The sequence below is a fragment of the Geodermatophilus pulveris genome, assembly GCF_900188375.1.
Lineage (GTDB): Bacteria > Actinomycetota > Actinomycetes > Mycobacteriales > Geodermatophilaceae > Geodermatophilus > Geodermatophilus pulveris.
Genome location: NZ_FZOO01000001.1, coordinates 77,608 through 93,822, shown reverse-complemented (window position 1 = coordinate 93,822; position 16,215 = coordinate 77,608). Strand labels below are relative to the sequence as shown.

Below are 16,215 nucleotides of genomic sequence, written 5' to 3'. Positions count from 1 at the left end.
GGCCTGCTGCCCGGCCAGGGGGATGGGGGTCACCGGGAGGCGGCCATCAGCTCGGCGGCCCCGCGGTCGAGGAGCTCCGCGGCGAGCTCGCGGCCGAGCCGCTCGGCCTCCTGCGGGGGTCCGGTGGTGGAGCCGCGGACGCCGTCGCTGCCGTCCAGGGCGGTGACCGAGGCGCGGAGGAACAGCTCGGGGCCGTCCTCCCCCTCGGCCAGCTCGGCGTAGGCGGCGACCGGCGCGCTGCAGCCGGCCTCGAGCGCGGCGAGCGTGGTGCGCTCGGCGAGCACGCAGGCCCGGGTCGGCGCGTGGTCGAGGGCGGCGAGCACCTGACGGGTGCGCTCGTCGTCCCCGCGGCACTCCACGGCCAGCGCGCCCTGCGCCGGCGCGGGCAGCACCTGCAGCGGGTCCAGGGTCTCGGTGACCGCGCCCAGCCGGCCCAGCCGGGCCAGCCCCGCCCGGGCCAGCACGACGGCGTCCAGGTCCCCGGGGACCACCCGGTTCATCCGGGTGTCCACGTTGCCGCGGATCGGCACGACCTCCAGCCCGAGGCCGAGGGCGCGCAGCTGGGCGACCCGCCGGGGGGCGCCGGTGCCGACCGTGGACCCGGCCGGCAGCTCCCCGAGGGTGAGGCCGTCGCGGGCGACCAGCGCGTCGCGCGGGTCCTCCCGCGGGGGGACGGCGGCGATGGTGAGCCCCGGCTCGGGCAGCGTGGGCAGGTCCTTGTAGCTGTGGACGGCGACGTCGACGGTGCCCTCGAGCAGCGCCTGGCGGATCGCGGTGACGAAGACGCCGGTGCCGCCGAGCTGGGCGATCGCGGCCGAGGAGCGGTCGCCCGCGGTGCTGATGTGCACCAGCGAGACGGGCACGCCGCTGGCCGCGGTGATGGCGTCGGCCACCGCCTGCGACTGGGTGGTGGCCAGCTGGCTGGCGCGGGTGCCGAGGCGCAGCGTGCCGGTGGTGGTGCCGCTCGTGGACAGGGCGGTCATGCCGCGCCTCCCGGGCGCAGCTCGTCGGGGTCGACGGTGACCGCCTCGGCCAGGGTGGTCCGCTCGGGGACCACGTCGGCGTCGATGCCCAGCCCGAACAGGGCGCGCAGCGCGTCGGCGTAGTCCACCCCGCCGGGGGCGCTGGCCAGCTCCTTGACCCGGACGGTCGGCTCGTGCAGCAGCTTGTCCACCACGCGGTGCACGGTGCGGGCGACCTCCGCGCGGGTGCGCGCGTCCAGGTCGGGCACCCGGGTGGACAGCCGCAGCAGCTCGGCGTCGACGACCTCGGCGGCCTGGCTGCGCAGGGCCGACACCGTCGGCGCGACCGCGGCGGCCTGCCGCTCGGCGCGCAGCAGCGCGGTCTCGGCCTCGACCAGGGCGTGCGCCGCGGCGACGTCGTCCGCGGCGACCGGGCTGGCCGACGCGCGGCCGTCCGGCAGCAGCACGCCGCTCCGCTCGCCCTGCAGGAGGGCCAGGTCGACGACGTGCACGCCGGGCACCGCGGCCACCCCCGGGTCGACGTCGCGGGGCAGCGCCAGGTCGACGACCACGAGCGGGCGCCCCGGGCGGCCGTCCATGCCCCCGGCGACGACCTCGGTGCCGACGACGGTGCCGCGGGCGCCGGTGCAGGTGACCAGCACGTCGGCGGCGGGGATCTCCGCGGGCAGGTCGGCGAGCCCGGCGGCGCGGCCCTCGACGGAGGCGGCCAGCCGGCGGGCGTGCTCGGGGGTGCGGCTGACGACGGTGACGCAGGCGCCGCGGCGGGCCAGCGTGGTGGCGGCCAGCGCGCCCATGGACCCCGCGCCGATGACGAGCGCCCGCCGGCCGTGCAGGGCGCCGATCCGCTCCTCGGCGCGGTCGAGGGAGACCGACACCAGCGAGGCGCCGGCGCGGTCGATGCCCGTCTCGGAGTGGACCCGCTTGCCCACGCGCAGCGCCCGCTGCGCGACCGGGTGCATCGCCCGGCCGACGGTGCCCTGCTCGCGGGCCAGCGCGTAGGCGTTGCGCAGCTGGCCGAGGACCTGCGTCTCGCCGACCACCATGGAGTCCAGCCCGGCGGCGACGGTGAACAGGTGCGCCACGGCCTGGTCCTCGTAGTGGACGGTGACGTACGGGGACAGCTCCTCCACCGTGGCGCCGGCCTGGCGGGCCAGCACGCGGCTGACGTCGGAGACGCCGCCGTGGAAGCGGTCGACCTCGGCGAACACCTCGACCCGGTTGCAGGTCGCCAGCACGATCGCCTCGCTGACGTGGTCGCTGCCGACCAGCTCGTGCAGCGCCTTGACGGTGTCGTCGGTGCCCATCGCGAACTGCTCGAGCAGCGCGACGGGCGCGGTCTGGTGGCTCACGCCGACGGCCAGCAGGCTCATGCGGTCACCTCCGCCGCCGCGGCGCCGCGCTGCTGGCCGAGGAAGGCCAGCACCTGCAGCTCGACGGAGAGGTCGACCTGGCGGACGTCGACCCCCGCGGGCGCGCTCAGCGCGACCGGCGCGAAGTTGAGGATGCTGCGCACCCCGGCCGTGGTCAGCCGGTCGCACACCGACTGCGCGACGTCGGCCGGGGTCGCGATGACCCCCAGCGTGGCCGCGGTCGCGGCCACGACCTCGTCCAGGTCCTCCATCGGGCGCACCGGCTGGCCGCCGATCTCCTGGCCGACCCGGCCCGGGGCGGCGTCGAACAGGCCGACGAAGCGGAACCCGCGGCTGCCGAAGCCGGCGTAGTCGGCCAGGGCGGTGCCCAGGTTGCCGATGCCCACCAGCACGCAGGGGCGGGACCGCTCGACGCCGAGGACCCGGGCGATGCGGTCGCGCAGCGTGACGACCTCGTAGCCCACCCCGCGGACCCCGCAGGGGCCCAGGTGGGTGAGGTCCTTGCGCAGCCCGGCCGGGTTGACCCCCGCCGCCGAGGCGAGCTCGCCGGAGGAGACGTTGCTGCGCCCCGCGTCGGCCAGGGCGGCGAGCACCCGCAGGTACACGGCCAGGCGGGCGACGGTGGCCTCCGGGATCCGGGGCCGGGGTGAGGACACGGGCCTACCACTCCACAACGGTCGCGCCCGGGGGTCCGGCAGGGTGCCGGGTGCGGTCGCGCGACATCGGGGACCCGGGCGGAGTGTCGCCCGGCGAACGCCACGGTAACCGCTTGTGAACGCAGGAACAAAGTCGCCGGGGGGCCCACGGGCCGCTCCCCAGCGCGGATCCGCCCCGCTGTGGTGGAGACCATACCCGCGGACGGCCCGGACCCCCCGTCCGGGCCCCGTCACCGCGCCCGCAGGCCGGCCAGCAGCAGGGCCGGCAGCGTCTCCTCGGGAGGGCGCCCCTCGGCGGAGGTGCCCTCGGCGAGGAGGTCCGCGCCGTCGGCGCGCACCGCCTCCAGGACGGCGGCGTGGAGGCCGTCCCGGTCGCCGAAGTGGTGGGTGGGGCGTCGTGGTGCTGACCCCGGCGGCCCGGGCCAGGTCGACCAGCGTCGCCGGCGTCCCGTCGTCGCGCAGCAGGTGCCCGCTCAGCGAGGCGGGCCGAGCGGCTCTCCCCCGGCGTGCTGGCCCCGCTGCGCGGCGGGCGCCGGCTGCGCTCGGTGCTCGTCGCCCCACGCGCCGCCGACCTGGCGGTGCTGTCCGGCTGGCTGGCCGACGGCGCGCTGCGGCCGGTCCTGCAGCGCTCCCTGCCGCTGGAGGGGGTGCGCGCCGCGCACCGGCAGCTCGAGGCCGGGCTGGTGCCGGGGCGGGAGGTGTCCACCCCGTGACGGTCGCGACCGGGTCCTCGCGCCGGTTCGCCGCGACCGCCGGCACCACCCGGCCCGAGGAGGTCTGGCGGCTGTGGACGACGCCGGCCACCTGGGGACGGTGGGACCGCGGCCTGCGCTCGGCGCACCCGGACGGGCTCTCCGGGTGGGCGCCCGCGGCGGGTTGCGGGAGGCCCCCGTCCTCTCTCAGCCGATCCCGAGGTCCCGGCGCAGGCGCGGCACGTCGACGGTGAAGTAGGAGTGCTCCCGGCCGTCGAGGAGCACGACCGGCACGCGGTCGCCGTACTCGGCCTGCAGCTCGGGGTCGGCGTCCACGTCGACGGCCGTCACCGGCAGGCCGGCCTCGGCGGCCAGCCGGTCGAGCGTCTCGGCGGCCACCGCGCACAGGTGGCAGCCCGTGCGGGTCAGCAGCTGCAGCCGGGGCACCTCAGCCATCGTCGTCCGCCGTCACGACGTCGTCGCCGGCCAGGCCCAGCTCGCGCAGCCGGGCCCGGCTCACCTTGCCGGTGAGCGAGTGCGGCAGCTCGGCGAGCACCTGCACCGACGTGGGCACCTTGTACCGGGCCAGGGAGGTCGCGGCGTGCGCCCGCAGCTCCTCGAAGCCCAGCCGGGCACCGGGGCGCAGCGCGACCACGGCCCGGACGGCGGCCCCGGTTCGGGGGTCGGGCACGCCGATGACCGCGCTCTCCGCGACGGCGGGGTGGGTGGCCAGCACCCGCTCCACCTCCGCGGGGTAGACGTTGAAGCCACTGACCAGGATGAGGTCGCTGCGGCGGTCGACCAGGTGCAGGTCGCCGTCCTCGTCGGCGTAGGCCAGGTCGCCGGTGGCCAGCCAGCCCCCGGCGTCGGGCCCGTCGGCGCCGCCGGGCCAGTACCCGGGGAACAGGTTGGGGCCGCGGACCCAGATCTCGCCGGGGCCGTCCTCGGCCAGCCCGCCGGGCACCGGCACGTCGTCGTCCACCGGCTGGCGCAGGGCGGTGTCGCGCAGCTCCAGCTCCACCCCGGGGACGGCGCCGCCGATGCAGCCCGGCTTGGCCCGCCCGGTGGCCAGGGTGCTGGCCACGACCGGGCAGGCCTCGGTCAGCCCGTAGCCCTCCCAGACGGTCACCGCGGCCCGGTCGCGCATCGCCGTCCAGACGGCCGCCGGCAGCGGCGCGGCACCGGACGACGCGACCCGGACGGCGGCGAAGGCCCGGCGCAGGCCGGCGTCGGACCCGGCGGCGTCGGCGGCGGCCAGCCAGGCCTGGTACATCGGCGGGGCACCCGGGACGGCGGTGACCCCCTCGCGGGCCATGACGTCGAGGCAGCCGACCGGGTCGAAGGACTCCACCAGCACCGCGCACGCGCCGGTGGCTGCGACCAGGCCGAAGCCGGCGTTCAGCCCGTAGACGTGGAACAGCGGCAGCGCCAGCAGCACGCGGTCGTCCGGCCGCACCGGCGGGGGCGCCATCCGCAGGCACTGCTCCTGGTTGGCCCGCAGCGCGGCCACGGGGAGCATCGCGCCGCGCGGCCGGCCGGTCGTGCCGCTGGTGTAGGCGAGGAAGGCCGGCCGGTCGGGGTCCGTGGGCTCCCCCGGCGGGGCGGCGTCGTCCGCGGGCGGCCCGGCGAGCACCGGCACCCCCGCCACCGCCGGCCGCTCCCCCGCCGCCACGAGCAGCGCGGCGCCGGAGTCGGCGAGCACGTGCGCGAGCTCGGGGTCGGTGTAGGCGGTGTTGACCGGGACGACGACCAGCCCGGCGCGCAGGGCGCCCAGCGTGGCCCGCAGCCAGGGGACGCCGTTGGGCAGCTGGACGGCCACCCGCTGCCCGGGCGCCAGCCCGCGGGCGGCGTACCCGGCGGCCGCACGGTCGACCTCGGCGTCCAGCGCGGCCCAGGTGAGCCGCTCGTCACCGGCCACGACGGCCGGTGCGTCCGGGCGCTCCCGGGCCGCCGCGCCGACCAGCGCGGACAGCGAGGGGACGGCGTCGGTCACGCGCTCCTCCTCGGCACCCAGCGCCTGCGGCCACCCGGCGGCCGGGCCCCCGCGATGGTGTCACCCGGTGCCCGCCGCCGCAGCACCGCACCCCGGGGCCCCGGCCGCCCGGCCGCCGCTAGGGTCCAGTCGGTGACGCACCGGCCGGCGGTGGCGGAGCAGCAGTGGAGGTCGTCGTGGCGGGACTGCCCTTCCGCGGCCGCCGCGCACGCCGGGCGGGCGTGCCGGACGAGGAGACGCGGGCGCACGCCGCCGGCGCCGCCGCCGCCGCCGCCGCCGAGGTCGAGCCGGCGCCGGCCGTCGTCCCCGACCTGACGGCCGCGGCCTTCTTCGACGTCGACAACACGATGATGGTGGGCGCGTCGATCTTCTGGTTCGCCCGCGGGCTGGCCGCCCGCAAGTACCTCACCACCCGGGACATGTCGCGCTTCGTGTGGCAGCAGGCGAAGTTCCGGATCGCCGGCAACGAGAGCGCCGACGACATGCTGACCATCCGGGAGAGCGCCCTGGCCTTCGTGGCCGGGCGCCCGGTGTCGGAGATCGTGCAGGCCGGCGAGGAGATCTACGACGAGCTGATGGCCGACCGGATCTGGGCCGGCACGCGGGTGCTCGCCCAGCAGCACCTGGACGCCGGGCAGCGGGTCTGGCTGGTGACGGCCACGCCGGTGGAGCTGGCCGGCATCATCGCCCACCGGCTGGGGCTCACCGGCGCGCTGGGCACCGTCTCGGAGGTGGTGGACGGCCACTACACCGGCCGGCTGGTCGGGGAGATGATGCACGGGGAGGCCAAGGCCGAGGCGGTGCGGGCGCTGGCCGAGCGGGAGGGCCTGGACCTGTCCCGGTGCACCGCGTACAGCGACAGCTCCAACGACCTGCCGATGCTCACCCTGACCGGCCGGGCGATCGCGGTGAACCCCGACACCGAGCTGCGCGCCGTCGCCCGCTCCCGCGGCTGGGAGATCCAGGACTTCCGCACCGGGCGCAAGGCGGCGAGGACCGTCGTCCCCACCGTGGCGGCCGCCGCGCTCAGCGGGGGCCTGGTCGGCGGCGCGATCGCGCTGCGCAGGCGCGACAAGCTGCCCTGGTGAGGTGCTGGAACGACCCGGCTGCAGGGGCTGGGGCAGGCGCGCCCTTCCTCAGCCCCAGACGGAGGTGCGCTGCAGCAGCAGCTGGTACAGGGACTGCTGGATGGTCTCGCGCACCTGGTCGGTCAGGTTGAAGACCAGCATCGGGTCCTCGGCGGCGGCCGGGCCGAGGGACGCCGTCTCGATGGGCTCCCCGAACGCGATCAGCCACTTCGACGGCAGCGGCACCATCCCCAGCGGGCCCAGCGCCGGGAAGGTCGGCGTCACCGGGAAGTAGGGCAGGCCGAGGAGCCGGGCGAGGGGCTTGACGTTGCCCAGCATCGGGTACGCCTCCTCGGCCCCGACGATCGCGCACGGGATGATCGGCGCCCCGGTGCGCAGAGCCGCTGTGACGAAACCCCCGCGGCCGAACCGCTGCAGTGTGTACCGCTCCCGGAACGGCTTGCCGATGCCCTTGAAGCCCTCCGGGAACACCCCGACCAGCTCGCCGCCGGTCAGCAGGCGCTCGGCGTCCTCGTTGCAGGCCAGCGTCGAGCCGAGCTTGCGCGACAGCGAGCCGATCACCGGCAGCTCGAAGACCAGGTCGGCGCCCAGCAGCCGCAGCCGGCGCCGGGCCGGGTGGTCGTCGTGCAGCGCGACGGTGGCCATCATCGCGTCGAGCGGCACCGTGCCCGAGTGGTTGGCGACGACGAGCCCGCCGCCGGTGGCGGGCACGTGCTCCACACCGAGGGTCTCCACACGGAACCACCGGGAGAACAGCGGCCGCAGGGCGGGCAGCAGCACGTGGTCGGTGAGGTCGGGGTCGAAGCCGAACTCGTCGGTGGCGTAGTCGCCGGTCAGCCGGCGGCGCAGGAACTCCAGGCCGCCGGCGACCTGCTCGTCCCAGGACGGCGTCGACGGCGGCGGGACCCGCGGCTCGTCGTCCTCCGGCCGCAGCGGGATGACCCGGGCCTCAGGCATCGCGCACCGCCCGCAGCCCGGGCGACGGCGGCGCCGGCCGCAGCCGCTCCCCCACCGAGTCCGCCGTGCGACCGACCCGGTGCACGAGGTCCTGGGCCCGCGAGGTGACCGCCGCGACGGCCTGCGGCGGCACCACCGGCACGATCGTGCTCGCGTAGTCGGCCAGCGCCTGCTCGGTGGTGAACCGGGGGGTGTAGCCGAACTGCTCGCGGAGCACCGTGGTGTCCACGACCCGGCCGAAGTTGAGGAAGCGCATCTGTTCCGGTGAGTAGTCGACGTAGCCGAAGCGGCGGGTCAGCCGGCCCAGCGACCCGAGGGCGGGCGAGGGCAGCGGCACCTGCAGGCGGCCCAGCCGGCGGATGAGCTGGGACAGCAGCAGGGTGCCCTCCCCGCCGACGTTGACGGTGCCGTGGAACGAGCCGGTGGTGGCGCGGGTCAGCACGGCCAGGGCGTCGTCCTCGTGCAGCAGCTGCACGCGGGCGTCGTAGCCGAGCGCCGTGGGCACCAGGGGCATGCGCAGGAAGTGGGTGAGCACCGAGTCGATGCGCGGCCCGATGAAGTTGGTGAACCGCAGGGCGGCCACGCCGACGTCGGGACGGCGCCGGGAGAAGGAGCGGACGTAGCCCTCGATGTCCAGGCTGTCCCGGGCGAAGCCGCCGGAGGGGACGCGGCGGGCCTGCATGGCCTCGGTGAAGACGGCGGGGTCCCGCGGGGAGGCGCCGTAGACGGCGCTGCTGGACTTGAGCACGACCCGGCGGACCGACGACGCGCGCTGGCAGGCGGCCAGCAGCTGCATCGTGCCGATGACGTTGAGCTCCTTCATCGGCCCCCGCCCCCCCGAGCCGGCGGGCGTGGAGCTGATGTTCATGTGCACGACCGTGTCGACCGACGCGGTGCTGATGACCTTGCCGATCAGCGGGTTGCGGATGTCGGCCCGCACGAACTCGGTCCGGCCGAGCCGGCGGAGCACCTCCGGCGACGGGGGGACGGTGTCCACCCCGATGACGCGCTCGATGGCGCGGTCGCGAGCGAGCTCGGCCGCCAGCGCACCGCCGAGCCACCGGCTCACACCGGTGACCAGGACGACGGACGGCGGCACGAGCGTCAGCTCACTTCTTGTTGCGCCGCTGGACGCGGGTCTTCTTCAGCAGCTTGCGGTGCTTCTTCTTCGCCATCCGCTTGCGGCGCTTCTTGATGACCGAACCCATGTCCGTGCTCCCGACGTCGTTGCGGCACGGCAGCCACCGTCGACCGGGAGGTCCGACCGGGCGCCGCGCGAGGTGATCAGTGCGACGACCGTGCCGTGCCGGCTCGGCGTCGCTCGACGTCCGAGAGTACCCGGCGCCCCTGCGGCGACGCTGCCGCGGGGACCGGCCGGCGTGGGGACCCACCGCGGGGCGGTGGGACGATGCTCCGGCCCTCCTGCAGGGTCCCGCCGCGAGCGGGCGAGCGGTGGGGGGGGCAGGAGGGTCCTCTTTCAGGCGATGTCGGTGTAGGCGTCGCGCAGGTAGTCCTGGACGGCGCGCTCGGGGACGCGGAAGGACCGGCCGACGCGGACGGCGGCGAGCTCACCGGCGTGCACCAGGCGGTACACGGTCATCTTGGAGACACGCATCATGCTGGCGACCTCGGCGACGGTCAGGAAGGTGACGGCGGCGCGGGGGGTCGGCACGGGCGGGCGGCCGACGGGCATGGCGGCCGGGTGCTGCGGGGGGATCGGGCGGGCCATGGTGGCGGCCTGGACGGGCCGGCCGACCGGCCGCGGGCCGGGGACACCGGGACGGGCGTACGCGGCGGCGGGGATCGTGCGCTGGGGCATGGTCATCTCTTCATCTCCGGCCTGGCACGTGTCGCTCGTCGGCTTCCCCACCGACTACGGGGCACGCACGTGCTGACACAGAGAGTAGGGGGGCATGCGTGACGGAAGCGATGGAAGAAACGAACAGGGGGAACGCTCAGTCCTGGGCAGATCTGTACCTCAAGCTCCTTGTCGACATGCCTCCGGGCGCGTCGCAGACGACACGTCCGCATCCGGTCACGCTGTGTCGACACCTCGACCGTTCGGCGGGGTAGGATCAGCGGTCCCGCGCGGCCTGCCCCAGCTCGACCGAGCGATCGTGCGCGGCCTCGATGGCCGCGATCAGCGCCGCGCGGACGCCGTGCCGCTCCAGCTCCCGGACCGCCGCGATGGTCGTCCCGCCCGGGCTGGTCACCGCCTCCCGCAGCTGCACCGGGTGCTCGCCGGAGTCGCGCAGCATGACGGCCGAGCCCAGGGCGGTCTGCACGATGAGGTCCGCGGCCAGGTCGCGCGGCAGGCCCAGCAGGATCCCCGCGTCGACCATCGCCTCCACCAGGTAGAAGAAGTAGGCCGGCCCGCTGCCCGACAGCGCGGTGACGGCGTCCTGCTGGGCCTCCGGGACGCGCCGCACCCGGCCCACGGCGGCCAGCAGCGCCTCCGCCTCGTCCAGGTGCCGCTCGTCGGCGTGCGCGCCGGCCGACAGCACGCTCATGCCCTCGTCGACCAGCGCCGGGGTGTTCGGCATGACCCGGACCACCGGGACGCCGTCGGGCAGCGCCGCCTCGATGGTCGACGTCGGGACGCCGGCCGCCACCGACACCACCAGGTGCCCGGCGTCCACCGAGCCCGCGAGCGCGCCGAGCAGCGCGCCGATGTCCTGGGGCTTGACCGCGAGCAGCAGGACCCGCGCGCGGGCGGCGGCCTCGGCCAGCGACAGCGCCGGCACGCCGTAGCGGCCGCCCAGCTCGGCCGCCCGCTCCGGGTGGCGCTCGCAGACGACGATGCCCCCGGACCCGCTGCGGCGGACCAGGCCGGAGAGCAGCGCCTCGCCGATCTTCCCGCCACCGACGATCGCCAGCCCGGAGCGGTCGGCCCCCCCGACGGTCACGACCGGACTCCCGGCCGGTGCTGCTGCTGGCTGCGGACCTGCCCCGGCATGCCGTCCTCCCTGCTGTCGGTCGCTCGCCCGAACCTAGTGCCCGCGGCGTGTGCCCTCCCCGGGGCCGGGGTAGCCGCCGCCGCATGGCGGGAGAGCTGAACGGGATGAAGGTGGCCGTCCTCGCGACCGACGGGGTGGAGCAGGTCGAGCTCGACCGGCCGTGGCAGGCACTGGAGGAGGCCGGCGCGGAACCGGTGCTGGTCTCCCTGGGGGCCGGGGAGATCACGGCCTACCAGCACATCGACAAGGGCGACACCAGGCAGGTCGACGCGGTGGTCGGCTCGGCCGACCCCGACGACTACGGCGCCCTGCTGCTGCCCGGCGGGGTCATCAACGGGGACTTCGTGCGGGCCGACGCCGACGCGGTCGCCTTCGTCAGGGCCTTCTTCGAGGCGGGCAAGCCGGTGGCGGCGATCTGCCACGCGCCGTGGGTGCTCGCGGAGGCCGACGTCGTCCGCGGGCGCACGATGACGTCCTGGCCCTCGCTGCGGACCGACCTGCGCAACGCGGGCGCCACCTGGGTCGACGAGGAGGTCGTCGTCGACGGCAACCTGGTGACCAGCCGCAACCCCGACGACCTGGACGCCTTCGACGCCGCGATCGTCGAGCAGTTCGCCCTGCAGCCGGCCGGCGACCGGGAGGGGTGAGGGAGACCCGGGCGGACGCCGCTAGCCCGTGGAGAGCAGGCCGGCGGCCGGCGCGATGGTGAGCAGCGTCCCGGCGAAGACCAGGATCGCGACGAGCCGCACGCCGGCCGGCTCCTGGTCCATCCGCTGCCGCCACGCGCCGACGCCGGCGACCAGCCCGGCCACCGCGACCGGGACGAGGACCACGGCCAGGTAGGGCAGCTGCTGCCAGAGCACGGTGGACAGGAAGTAGGTGCCGACCCCGGCGGCCAGCGCGACCACCAGCTCGCCGAGGAAGCGCAGCCAGGCCATCGCACCCTCGCGGGGGCCGAGGGCGTCCTCGAGCATCGGCGGCTCGCCGCCGCGGACGGCGGGGATGGGCCCGGTCTGCGGCCCCGGGGCGACCTCCGCGGCGGTGCGGCGGGGGGCCCGCTCGCGCACCGTGCCCGTCTGCGTCGAGCTGTCCGGCGCGGCGCCCGGGACGCCGGGCTTGCGGGAGGGCCGCAGGCCGGGGATGGCCGCGGTGGAGGGCTCCGGCTCCCGGCGCCGGCGGTCGGTGGTGGGCGGGACGCCGTCCTGGGCCCGGCTGCCGGGCTGGTCGCCGGCCCGCCGGCCGAAGTCCGGCCGGCCGCCGACCCGGCCGGTGTCACCGGTGCCGCGCTGGCGCACGCCGGTGTCCTCGAGCTCGTCCCCCCGGCGGCGGCGGCCGCGGGTCGGCGACTCCACCCCGGCCTCGCGCAGGATGTCGGCCAGTGGCCGGCCGCCGGTCTCCGGGTCGCGGCGTCCCTCGCCGCGCCCACCGGGAGGAGTACTCATCTCTCGTCCTCCAACGAGTCCAGTCGCCGGAGGATGACGCCCTCCCGCAGCGCCCACGGGCAGATCCGGACGGACGGTACGGCCAGAGCGCGCATGGCGGCCCGCGCCACGACGGCGCCACCGGGGATCTGGTGGGCGCGGTCGGGCGACACGCCCTGCAGCTCGGCCAGCGCCGAGGACTCGATGCGCGCCACGAAGCCCAGCAGCTGGGCCAGCCCGTCGACGGTCAGCTGGCGCGGGGCCCGCAGCCCGGCCGAGTAGGGGGCCGCGCCGGTCAGCCGGGCCAGGGTGCGGAACGTCTTCGACGTCGCCGCCACCAGGTCCGGCGGGCCGCCGGCGAGCAGCTTCTTCGCCGCCGGCCGGAGCAGGTCGGTGGCGTGCGCGTCCAGCTCGGCCAGCGCGGTGAGGTCCGGGCGGCCACCGGTGCGCGCCGCGGGCAGGAAGCGGCGGGTCATCCGGCCGGCGCCCAGCGGCAGGGACAGCGCGACGTCGGGGTCCTCGTCCATGCCGCTGGCCAGCTCCAGCGACCCGCCGCCGATGTCGAGCACCAGCAGCCGGCCGGCGCTCCAGCCGAACCACCGGCGGACGGCGAGGAAGGTCAGCCGCGCCTCCTCCTCCCCGCTGGTCACGTTCAGCTCCACGCCGGTCCGGCGCTGCACCCGCTCCAGCACCTCCGTGCCGTTGCGCGCCTCGCGGATCGCGGAGGTGACCAGCGCCAGCACCTCGTCGCAGCCCTGCCTCTCGGCCTGGTCGCAGGCCTTGCCCACCGCCTTGAGCAGCGCCTTCTCGCCCTCCTTGGAGAGCAGGTCGTCGTCGCCGACGTGCTCGGCCAGGCGCAGCAGCCAGCGGTCGTCGTGCTGCGGCGTGGGGTGCCCGCCGCGATGGGCGTCGACCACCAGCAGGTGCACGGTGTTCGACCCGACGTCCAGCACCCCGAGCCTCATGCGCCCAGTCTGCCCGGCCCCCTGCAGGGCCCCACCGCGAGCGTGCGCGGGGAGGGGGCAGGGGGTCCTCCCACTAGGCTCACCGGGTGCACGACGTCCCGCCCGAGGTGCCGCTGGGCTTCGCCCGCGAGTGGGTGGAGTTCCCCGACCCGGCCGACCCGCGACACGTCGTCCGCGCCGACCTGACCTGGCTGTCGTCGGCCTGGACCTGCGTGTTCGGCCGCGGGTGCGCCGGCGTCGTCGCGGGCCGCCCGGACGACGGCTGCTGCAACCACGGCGCGTTCTTCACCGACGAGGACGACCTGGCCCGGGTCACCGCCGCCGTCGCCGACCTCACCGACGCGGACTGGCAGCTGGCGCCGGTCGGCCGCGGGTCCTGGACGGAGGAGGACGCCGCCGACGACGAGGGCGGCGTCCGCTCGCTGCGCACCCGGCTGGTCGACGGCGCCTGCGTCTTCCTCAACCGCGCCGGCTTCCCCGGCGGCGCCGGCTGCGCGCTGCACCGGATGGCGCTGCGCGAGGAGCTGCACCCGCTGCTGACCAAGCCGGACGTGTGCTGGCAGCTGCCGCTGCGCCGCGAGCAGGAGGAGGTCGAGCGCCCCGACGGCACGCGGGTCCTGGTGTCGACCATCGGCGAGTTCGACCGGCGGGGCTGGGGCCCCGGCGGGCACGACCTGCACTGGTGGTGCACCGGGTCGCCGGCCGCGCACGTCTCCGCCGAGCCGCTGGTGGAGACCTGCGCCGCCGAGCTCACCGCCCTCCTCGGGCCGGCCGCGTACGCCGAGCTGCGGCGGCTGACCGGCCTGCGGCTGGACCTGGGGCTGGTCGCCCCGCACCCGGCCAGCCCGCCGCCCGTGCCGGTGACGCTGCACCGCCGGCGGCCCTGAGACCTCCCCGTCCGGAGGTGAGGGACCCCGGGCGGCCGTCTCCCGCCACTACCCTGCACCGGACGGACCACGAGCGGACGGCGGGGACTGTGAGCGAGGAGCGCGCTGCGGGCCCTCCCCCGGCCGGGGGGGCGGCGCCCGACAACGCCCTCCTGGCGCTGGTCCGCATCCCGGTGTTCCGCCGGCTGTGGGCGGCGATCACCGTCTCCAGCCTGGGTGACTGGCTGGGGCTGCTGGCCACGACGGCGATGGCCCAGCAGCTCACCCGCGAGGAGTCCCTGGCGGTGCAGGGCGCGGCGATCTCCGGCGTCATCCTCACCCGGCTGCTGCCCGACCTGCTGCTCGGCCCGCTGGCCGGGGCGCTGGCCGACCGGCTGGACCGGCGGACGACGGTGATCGTCGGCGAGCTGCTGGCGCTCGTCCTGTACCTGTCCATCGCGGTCGCCTACGAGCTGACCTGGCTCTACGTCGCCCAGTTCCTCGTCGAGGCCGTGCTGCTGTTCACCAACCCGGCCAAGCAGGCGATCTGGGTGTCGATCGTGCCGCGCGAGCGACTGGCCGTCGCCAACCAGGTGTCGCTGTTCTCCGTGTACGGCGCCGTCCCGGTCGCCGCGCTGCTGTTCGCGCTGCTGTCGACGGTGAGCCGGCTGATCGGGGAGGACGACGGCAACGAGGCGCGCACCGCGATCGTCGTGGCCCTCGTCGTCAACGCGGCCAGCTTCGGGGTCAGCGCCGTCACCGTGCTGCTCTCCCGCCGGCTCATCCCGGGCACCCCGGTCGACCGGGACGGCGGGCAGCGCAACGTCTTCTCGCTGGTCGTGGAGGGCGTGGCCTTCCTGCGCGGGCAGCCGTTCATGCGCGCCCTCTACGTCGGCGTCATCGGCGCGTTCGGCGCCGGCGGGCTCACCGTCGGCGTCGCCCAGCTCTACGTGGCGACCCTGCAGGCCGGCACCGCGGGGTACTCCGTGGTCTTCGGCGTGGTCTTCACCGGCCTGGCCATCGGCATGCTGGCCGGGCCGCGGATCCTGCCCACGGTGCCGCGGCGCAGCGTGTTCACGCACGCCATCGGCCTCGCCGGGATCGCCCTGCTGGTCATGTCGGTGCTGCGGGACTTCGTGCTGGCCACCGCCGCGGCCTTCTGCGTGGGCCTGTTCGCCGGCGTCAGCTGGATCATCGGCTACACCCTGATCGGCTACGAGGTGGAGGACCGGCTGCGCGGCCGGGTCTTCGCGTTCGTCATCTCCTCGGTGCGCGTCGTCCTGCTGCTGACCGTGGCCGCCGGCCCCGGGCTGGCCGGCCTGCTCGGCACGCACGACGTCCGCCTCGGCGACCTGGTGCTGACCCTCACCGGGCCCGGGCTGACCCTGCTCGTCGGCGGGCTGATCGCGCTGGCGGTCAGCGCCTACGCCACCCGCCAGGTGGTGCCCGCCCGCTCGCGCACCCGGGTCCGGGACCTGTTGCGGCTGCTGTGGGGCCGCTCGGACCTGTTCTCCGCCTCCTCCAGCGGCGTCGGGCTCTTCGTCGTCGTCGAGGGGGCCGACCGCGAGCTCACCCGCCGCTACACGGCCGACCTCGCGCAGGTGCTGCACGAGGAGGGCCGGCGCCCGGTCGAGGTGACCGCCGAACCCAGCGACACCCGGCTGGGCCGGCAGGTGCGCGGCCTGCTGTTCCCGGCCCCGCCCGATGCGGCCGCCGCACCCCGCTCGGAGCCGTCGATCGACGACACCGGGCGGCCGATCGGCGCGCACACCGCCGCCCTGCTGGCCGCCGCCGACCGCGCGCAGCACGTGGCCACCGTGATCCGCCCGGCGCTCGAGGACCACCGGGTCGTGGTCAACACCCACTACGTGGACACCTCGATCGCCTTCCACGGCGCGGGTCAGGGCCTCGACGGCGACCGCATCTTCCGCACGTCGCTGTGGGCCACCCGCGGCCTGCTGCCCGACCTCACCGTGCTCGTCGACTCCCCCGTCACCGCCGCGCCGCCGGGCGCCGACGCCGACGCGGTGCGCCGCGCGTTCCTCGCCCTGGCCGAGGCCGCGCCCGACCGCTACGTCGTCGTCCCCGGGGAGTTGCTGGACCCGGCCGGCGGCGAGGGGCTGGTGTCCCCCGTCGTCCGGCGGCGGCTGGCCGCCCTGGTGGCGACCCGCTACCCGCCGCCGGCCGAGGGGGACGGTGAGGTCGACCCGACACCGGGCGCGGCCGCCACCGCTGCCGCGGAACGGGCGGAGCGCTCCGTAGGCTGA

17 protein-coding genes are annotated in these 16,215 nt (G+C 76.6%); 5 read left to right on the top strand and 12 right to left on the bottom strand.

Annotated elements, in window-relative coordinates:
* Positions 1-29 precede the first annotated feature (29 nt).
* From hemC to CHB98_RS00485, 3 genes are read right to left on the bottom strand one after another with little or no spacing between them, the layout of a single operon-like run.
* On the bottom strand, positions 30-983 hold the full coding sequence (hemC, locus tag CHB98_RS00495; RefSeq protein ID WP_089303666.1) for a hydroxymethylbilane synthase: 954 nt from the start codon (positions 981-983) through the stop codon (positions 30-32).
* Complete coding sequence (locus tag CHB98_RS00490; RefSeq protein ID WP_089303665.1) at positions 980-2,353, bottom strand: glutamyl-tRNA reductase; 1,374 nt, start codon at positions 2,351-2,353, stop codon at positions 980-982. The genes hemC and CHB98_RS00490 overlap by 4 nt, the downstream gene beginning before the upstream one ends.
* Positions 2,350-3,009: a redox-sensing transcriptional repressor Rex gene (locus CHB98_RS00485; protein ID WP_089303664.1), complete on the bottom strand. Its 660-nt coding sequence runs from the start codon at positions 3,007-3,009 to the stop codon at positions 2,350-2,352. The genes CHB98_RS00490 and CHB98_RS00485 overlap by 4 nt, the downstream gene beginning before the upstream one ends.
* A gap of 506 nt (positions 3,010-3,515) precedes the next feature.
* Here CHB98_RS00485 and CHB98_RS00480 point away from each other — a divergent pair.
* Entirely contained in the window at positions 3,516-3,722 is a 207-nt protein-coding gene (locus CHB98_RS00480) for a zinc-binding dehydrogenase (protein WP_089303663.1), read from the top strand.
* A 186-nt stretch (positions 3,723-3,908) separates the two neighbouring features.
* Here CHB98_RS00480 and CHB98_RS00475 read toward each other — a convergent pair whose 3' ends face one another.
* On the bottom strand, positions 3,909-4,157 hold the full coding sequence (locus CHB98_RS00475; RefSeq protein ID WP_089303662.1) for a glutaredoxin family protein: 249 nt from the start codon (positions 4,155-4,157) through the stop codon (positions 3,909-3,911).
* Complete coding sequence (locus CHB98_RS00470; protein ID WP_089303661.1) at positions 4,150-5,694, bottom strand: AMP-binding protein; 1,545 nt, start codon at positions 5,692-5,694, stop codon at positions 4,150-4,152. Before CHB98_RS00470 ends, CHB98_RS00475 begins: the two co-directional genes overlap by 8 nt.
* A 176-nt stretch (positions 5,695-5,870) precedes the next feature.
* Between CHB98_RS00470 and CHB98_RS00465 the strand changes: the two genes are divergently transcribed.
* Entirely contained in the window at positions 5,871-6,782 is a 912-nt protein-coding gene (locus CHB98_RS00465; RefSeq protein WP_245820834.1) for an HAD family hydrolase, read from the top strand.
* A gap of 48 nt (positions 6,783-6,830) precedes the next feature.
* On the opposite strand, the gene CHB98_RS00460 is transcribed toward CHB98_RS00465, so the two are convergent.
* From CHB98_RS00460 to proC, 5 genes are all read right to left on the bottom strand, one after another.
* A complete protein-coding gene (locus tag CHB98_RS00460; protein WP_089303659.1) occupies positions 6,831-7,739 on the bottom strand; it encodes a lysophospholipid acyltransferase family protein in 909 nt (302 codons plus the stop codon).
* The gene (locus CHB98_RS00455; protein WP_089303658.1) at positions 7,732-8,838 is read right to left on the bottom strand and encodes an NAD-dependent epimerase/dehydratase family protein; all 1,107 of its coding nucleotides are present in this window, start codon (positions 8,836-8,838) and stop codon (positions 7,732-7,734) included. The genes CHB98_RS00460 and CHB98_RS00455 overlap by 8 nt, the downstream gene beginning before the upstream one ends.
* A 10-nt stretch (positions 8,839-8,848) precedes the next feature.
* Positions 8,849-8,947 (bottom strand): 30S ribosomal protein bS22, encoded by a 99-nt coding sequence (locus CHB98_RS00450; RefSeq protein ID WP_012854759.1) that lies wholly within the window; start codon positions 8,945-8,947, stop codon positions 8,849-8,851.
* A gap of 269 nt (positions 8,948-9,216) precedes the next feature.
* Positions 9,217-9,558, bottom strand: coding sequence for a helix-turn-helix domain-containing protein (locus CHB98_RS22120; protein WP_245820833.1), 342 nt, complete (start codon positions 9,556-9,558; stop codon positions 9,217-9,219).
* A gap of 256 nt (positions 9,559-9,814) precedes the next feature.
* On the bottom strand, positions 9,815-10,645 hold the full coding sequence (gene proC / locus CHB98_RS00440) for a pyrroline-5-carboxylate reductase (RefSeq protein ID WP_089303657.1): 831 nt from the start codon (positions 10,643-10,645) through the stop codon (positions 9,815-9,817).
* A 134-nt stretch (positions 10,646-10,779) separates the two neighbouring features.
* Between proC and CHB98_RS00435 the strand changes: the two genes are divergently transcribed.
* On the top strand, positions 10,780-11,343 hold the full coding sequence (locus CHB98_RS00435; protein WP_089303656.1) for a type 1 glutamine amidotransferase domain-containing protein: 564 nt from the start codon (positions 10,780-10,782) through the stop codon (positions 11,341-11,343).
* A 21-nt stretch (positions 11,344-11,364) separates the two neighbouring features.
* On the opposite strand, the gene CHB98_RS00430 is transcribed toward CHB98_RS00435, so the two are convergent.
* Together CHB98_RS00430 and CHB98_RS00425 are read right to left on the bottom strand one after the other, a co-directional pair.
* Complete coding sequence (locus CHB98_RS00430) at positions 11,365-12,138, bottom strand: hypothetical protein (RefSeq protein ID WP_089303655.1); 774 nt, start codon at positions 12,136-12,138, stop codon at positions 11,365-11,367.
* The gene (locus CHB98_RS00425; RefSeq protein ID WP_089303654.1) at positions 12,135-13,082 is read right to left on the bottom strand and encodes a Ppx/GppA family phosphatase; all 948 of its coding nucleotides are present in this window, start codon (positions 13,080-13,082) and stop codon (positions 12,135-12,137) included. The genes CHB98_RS00430 and CHB98_RS00425 overlap by 4 nt, the downstream gene beginning before the upstream one ends.
* 86 nt (positions 13,083-13,168) lie before the next feature.
* Between CHB98_RS00425 and CHB98_RS00420 the strand changes: the two genes are divergently transcribed.
* Together CHB98_RS00420 and CHB98_RS00415 are read left to right on the top strand one after the other, a co-directional pair.
* Positions 13,169-13,969: a DUF3109 family protein gene (locus CHB98_RS00420; protein WP_089303653.1), complete on the top strand. Its 801-nt coding sequence runs from the start codon at positions 13,169-13,171 to the stop codon at positions 13,967-13,969.
* Between the two features lie 89 nt (positions 13,970-14,058).
* Positions 14,059-16,215: a bifunctional MFS transporter/dTMP kinase gene (locus CHB98_RS00415; RefSeq protein WP_179224062.1), complete on the top strand. Its 2,157-nt coding sequence runs from the start codon at positions 14,059-14,061 to the stop codon at positions 16,213-16,215.

What these genes read in the sequence shown, in the direction of transcription:
- hemC (WP_089303666.1), bottom strand. Translation starts at nt 983, where the DNA reads ATGACCGCCCTGTCCACGAGCGGCACCACCACCGGCACGCTGCGCCTC.
- CHB98_RS00490 (WP_089303665.1), bottom strand. Translation starts at nt 2,353, where the DNA reads ATGAGCCTGCTGGCCGTCGGCGTGAGCCACCAGACCGCGCCCGTCGCG.
- CHB98_RS00475 (WP_089303662.1), bottom strand. Translation starts at nt 4,157, where the DNA reads ATGGCTGAGGTGCCCCGGCTGCAGCTGCTGACCCGCACGGGCTGCCAC.
- CHB98_RS00460 (WP_089303659.1), bottom strand. Translation starts at nt 7,739, where the DNA reads ATGCCTGAGGCCCGGGTCATCCCGCTGCGGCCGGAGGACGACGAGCCG.
- CHB98_RS00450 (WP_012854759.1), bottom strand. Translation starts at nt 8,947, where the DNA reads ATGGGTTCGGTCATCAAGAAGCGCCGCAAGCGGATGGCGAAGAAGAAG.
- CHB98_RS22120 (WP_245820833.1), bottom strand. Translation starts at nt 9,558, where the DNA reads ATGCCCCAGCGCACGATCCCCGCCGCCGCGTACGCCCGTCCCGGTGTC.
- CHB98_RS00435 (WP_089303656.1), top strand. Translation starts at nt 10,780, where the DNA reads ATGGCGGGAGAGCTGAACGGGATGAAGGTGGCCGTCCTCGCGACCGAC.
- CHB98_RS00430 (WP_089303655.1), bottom strand. Translation starts at nt 12,138, where the DNA reads ATGAGTACTCCTCCCGGTGGGCGCGGCGAGGGACGCCGCGACCCGGAG.
- CHB98_RS00425 (WP_089303654.1), bottom strand. Translation starts at nt 13,082, where the DNA reads ATGAGGCTCGGGGTGCTGGACGTCGGGTCGAACACCGTGCACCTGCTG.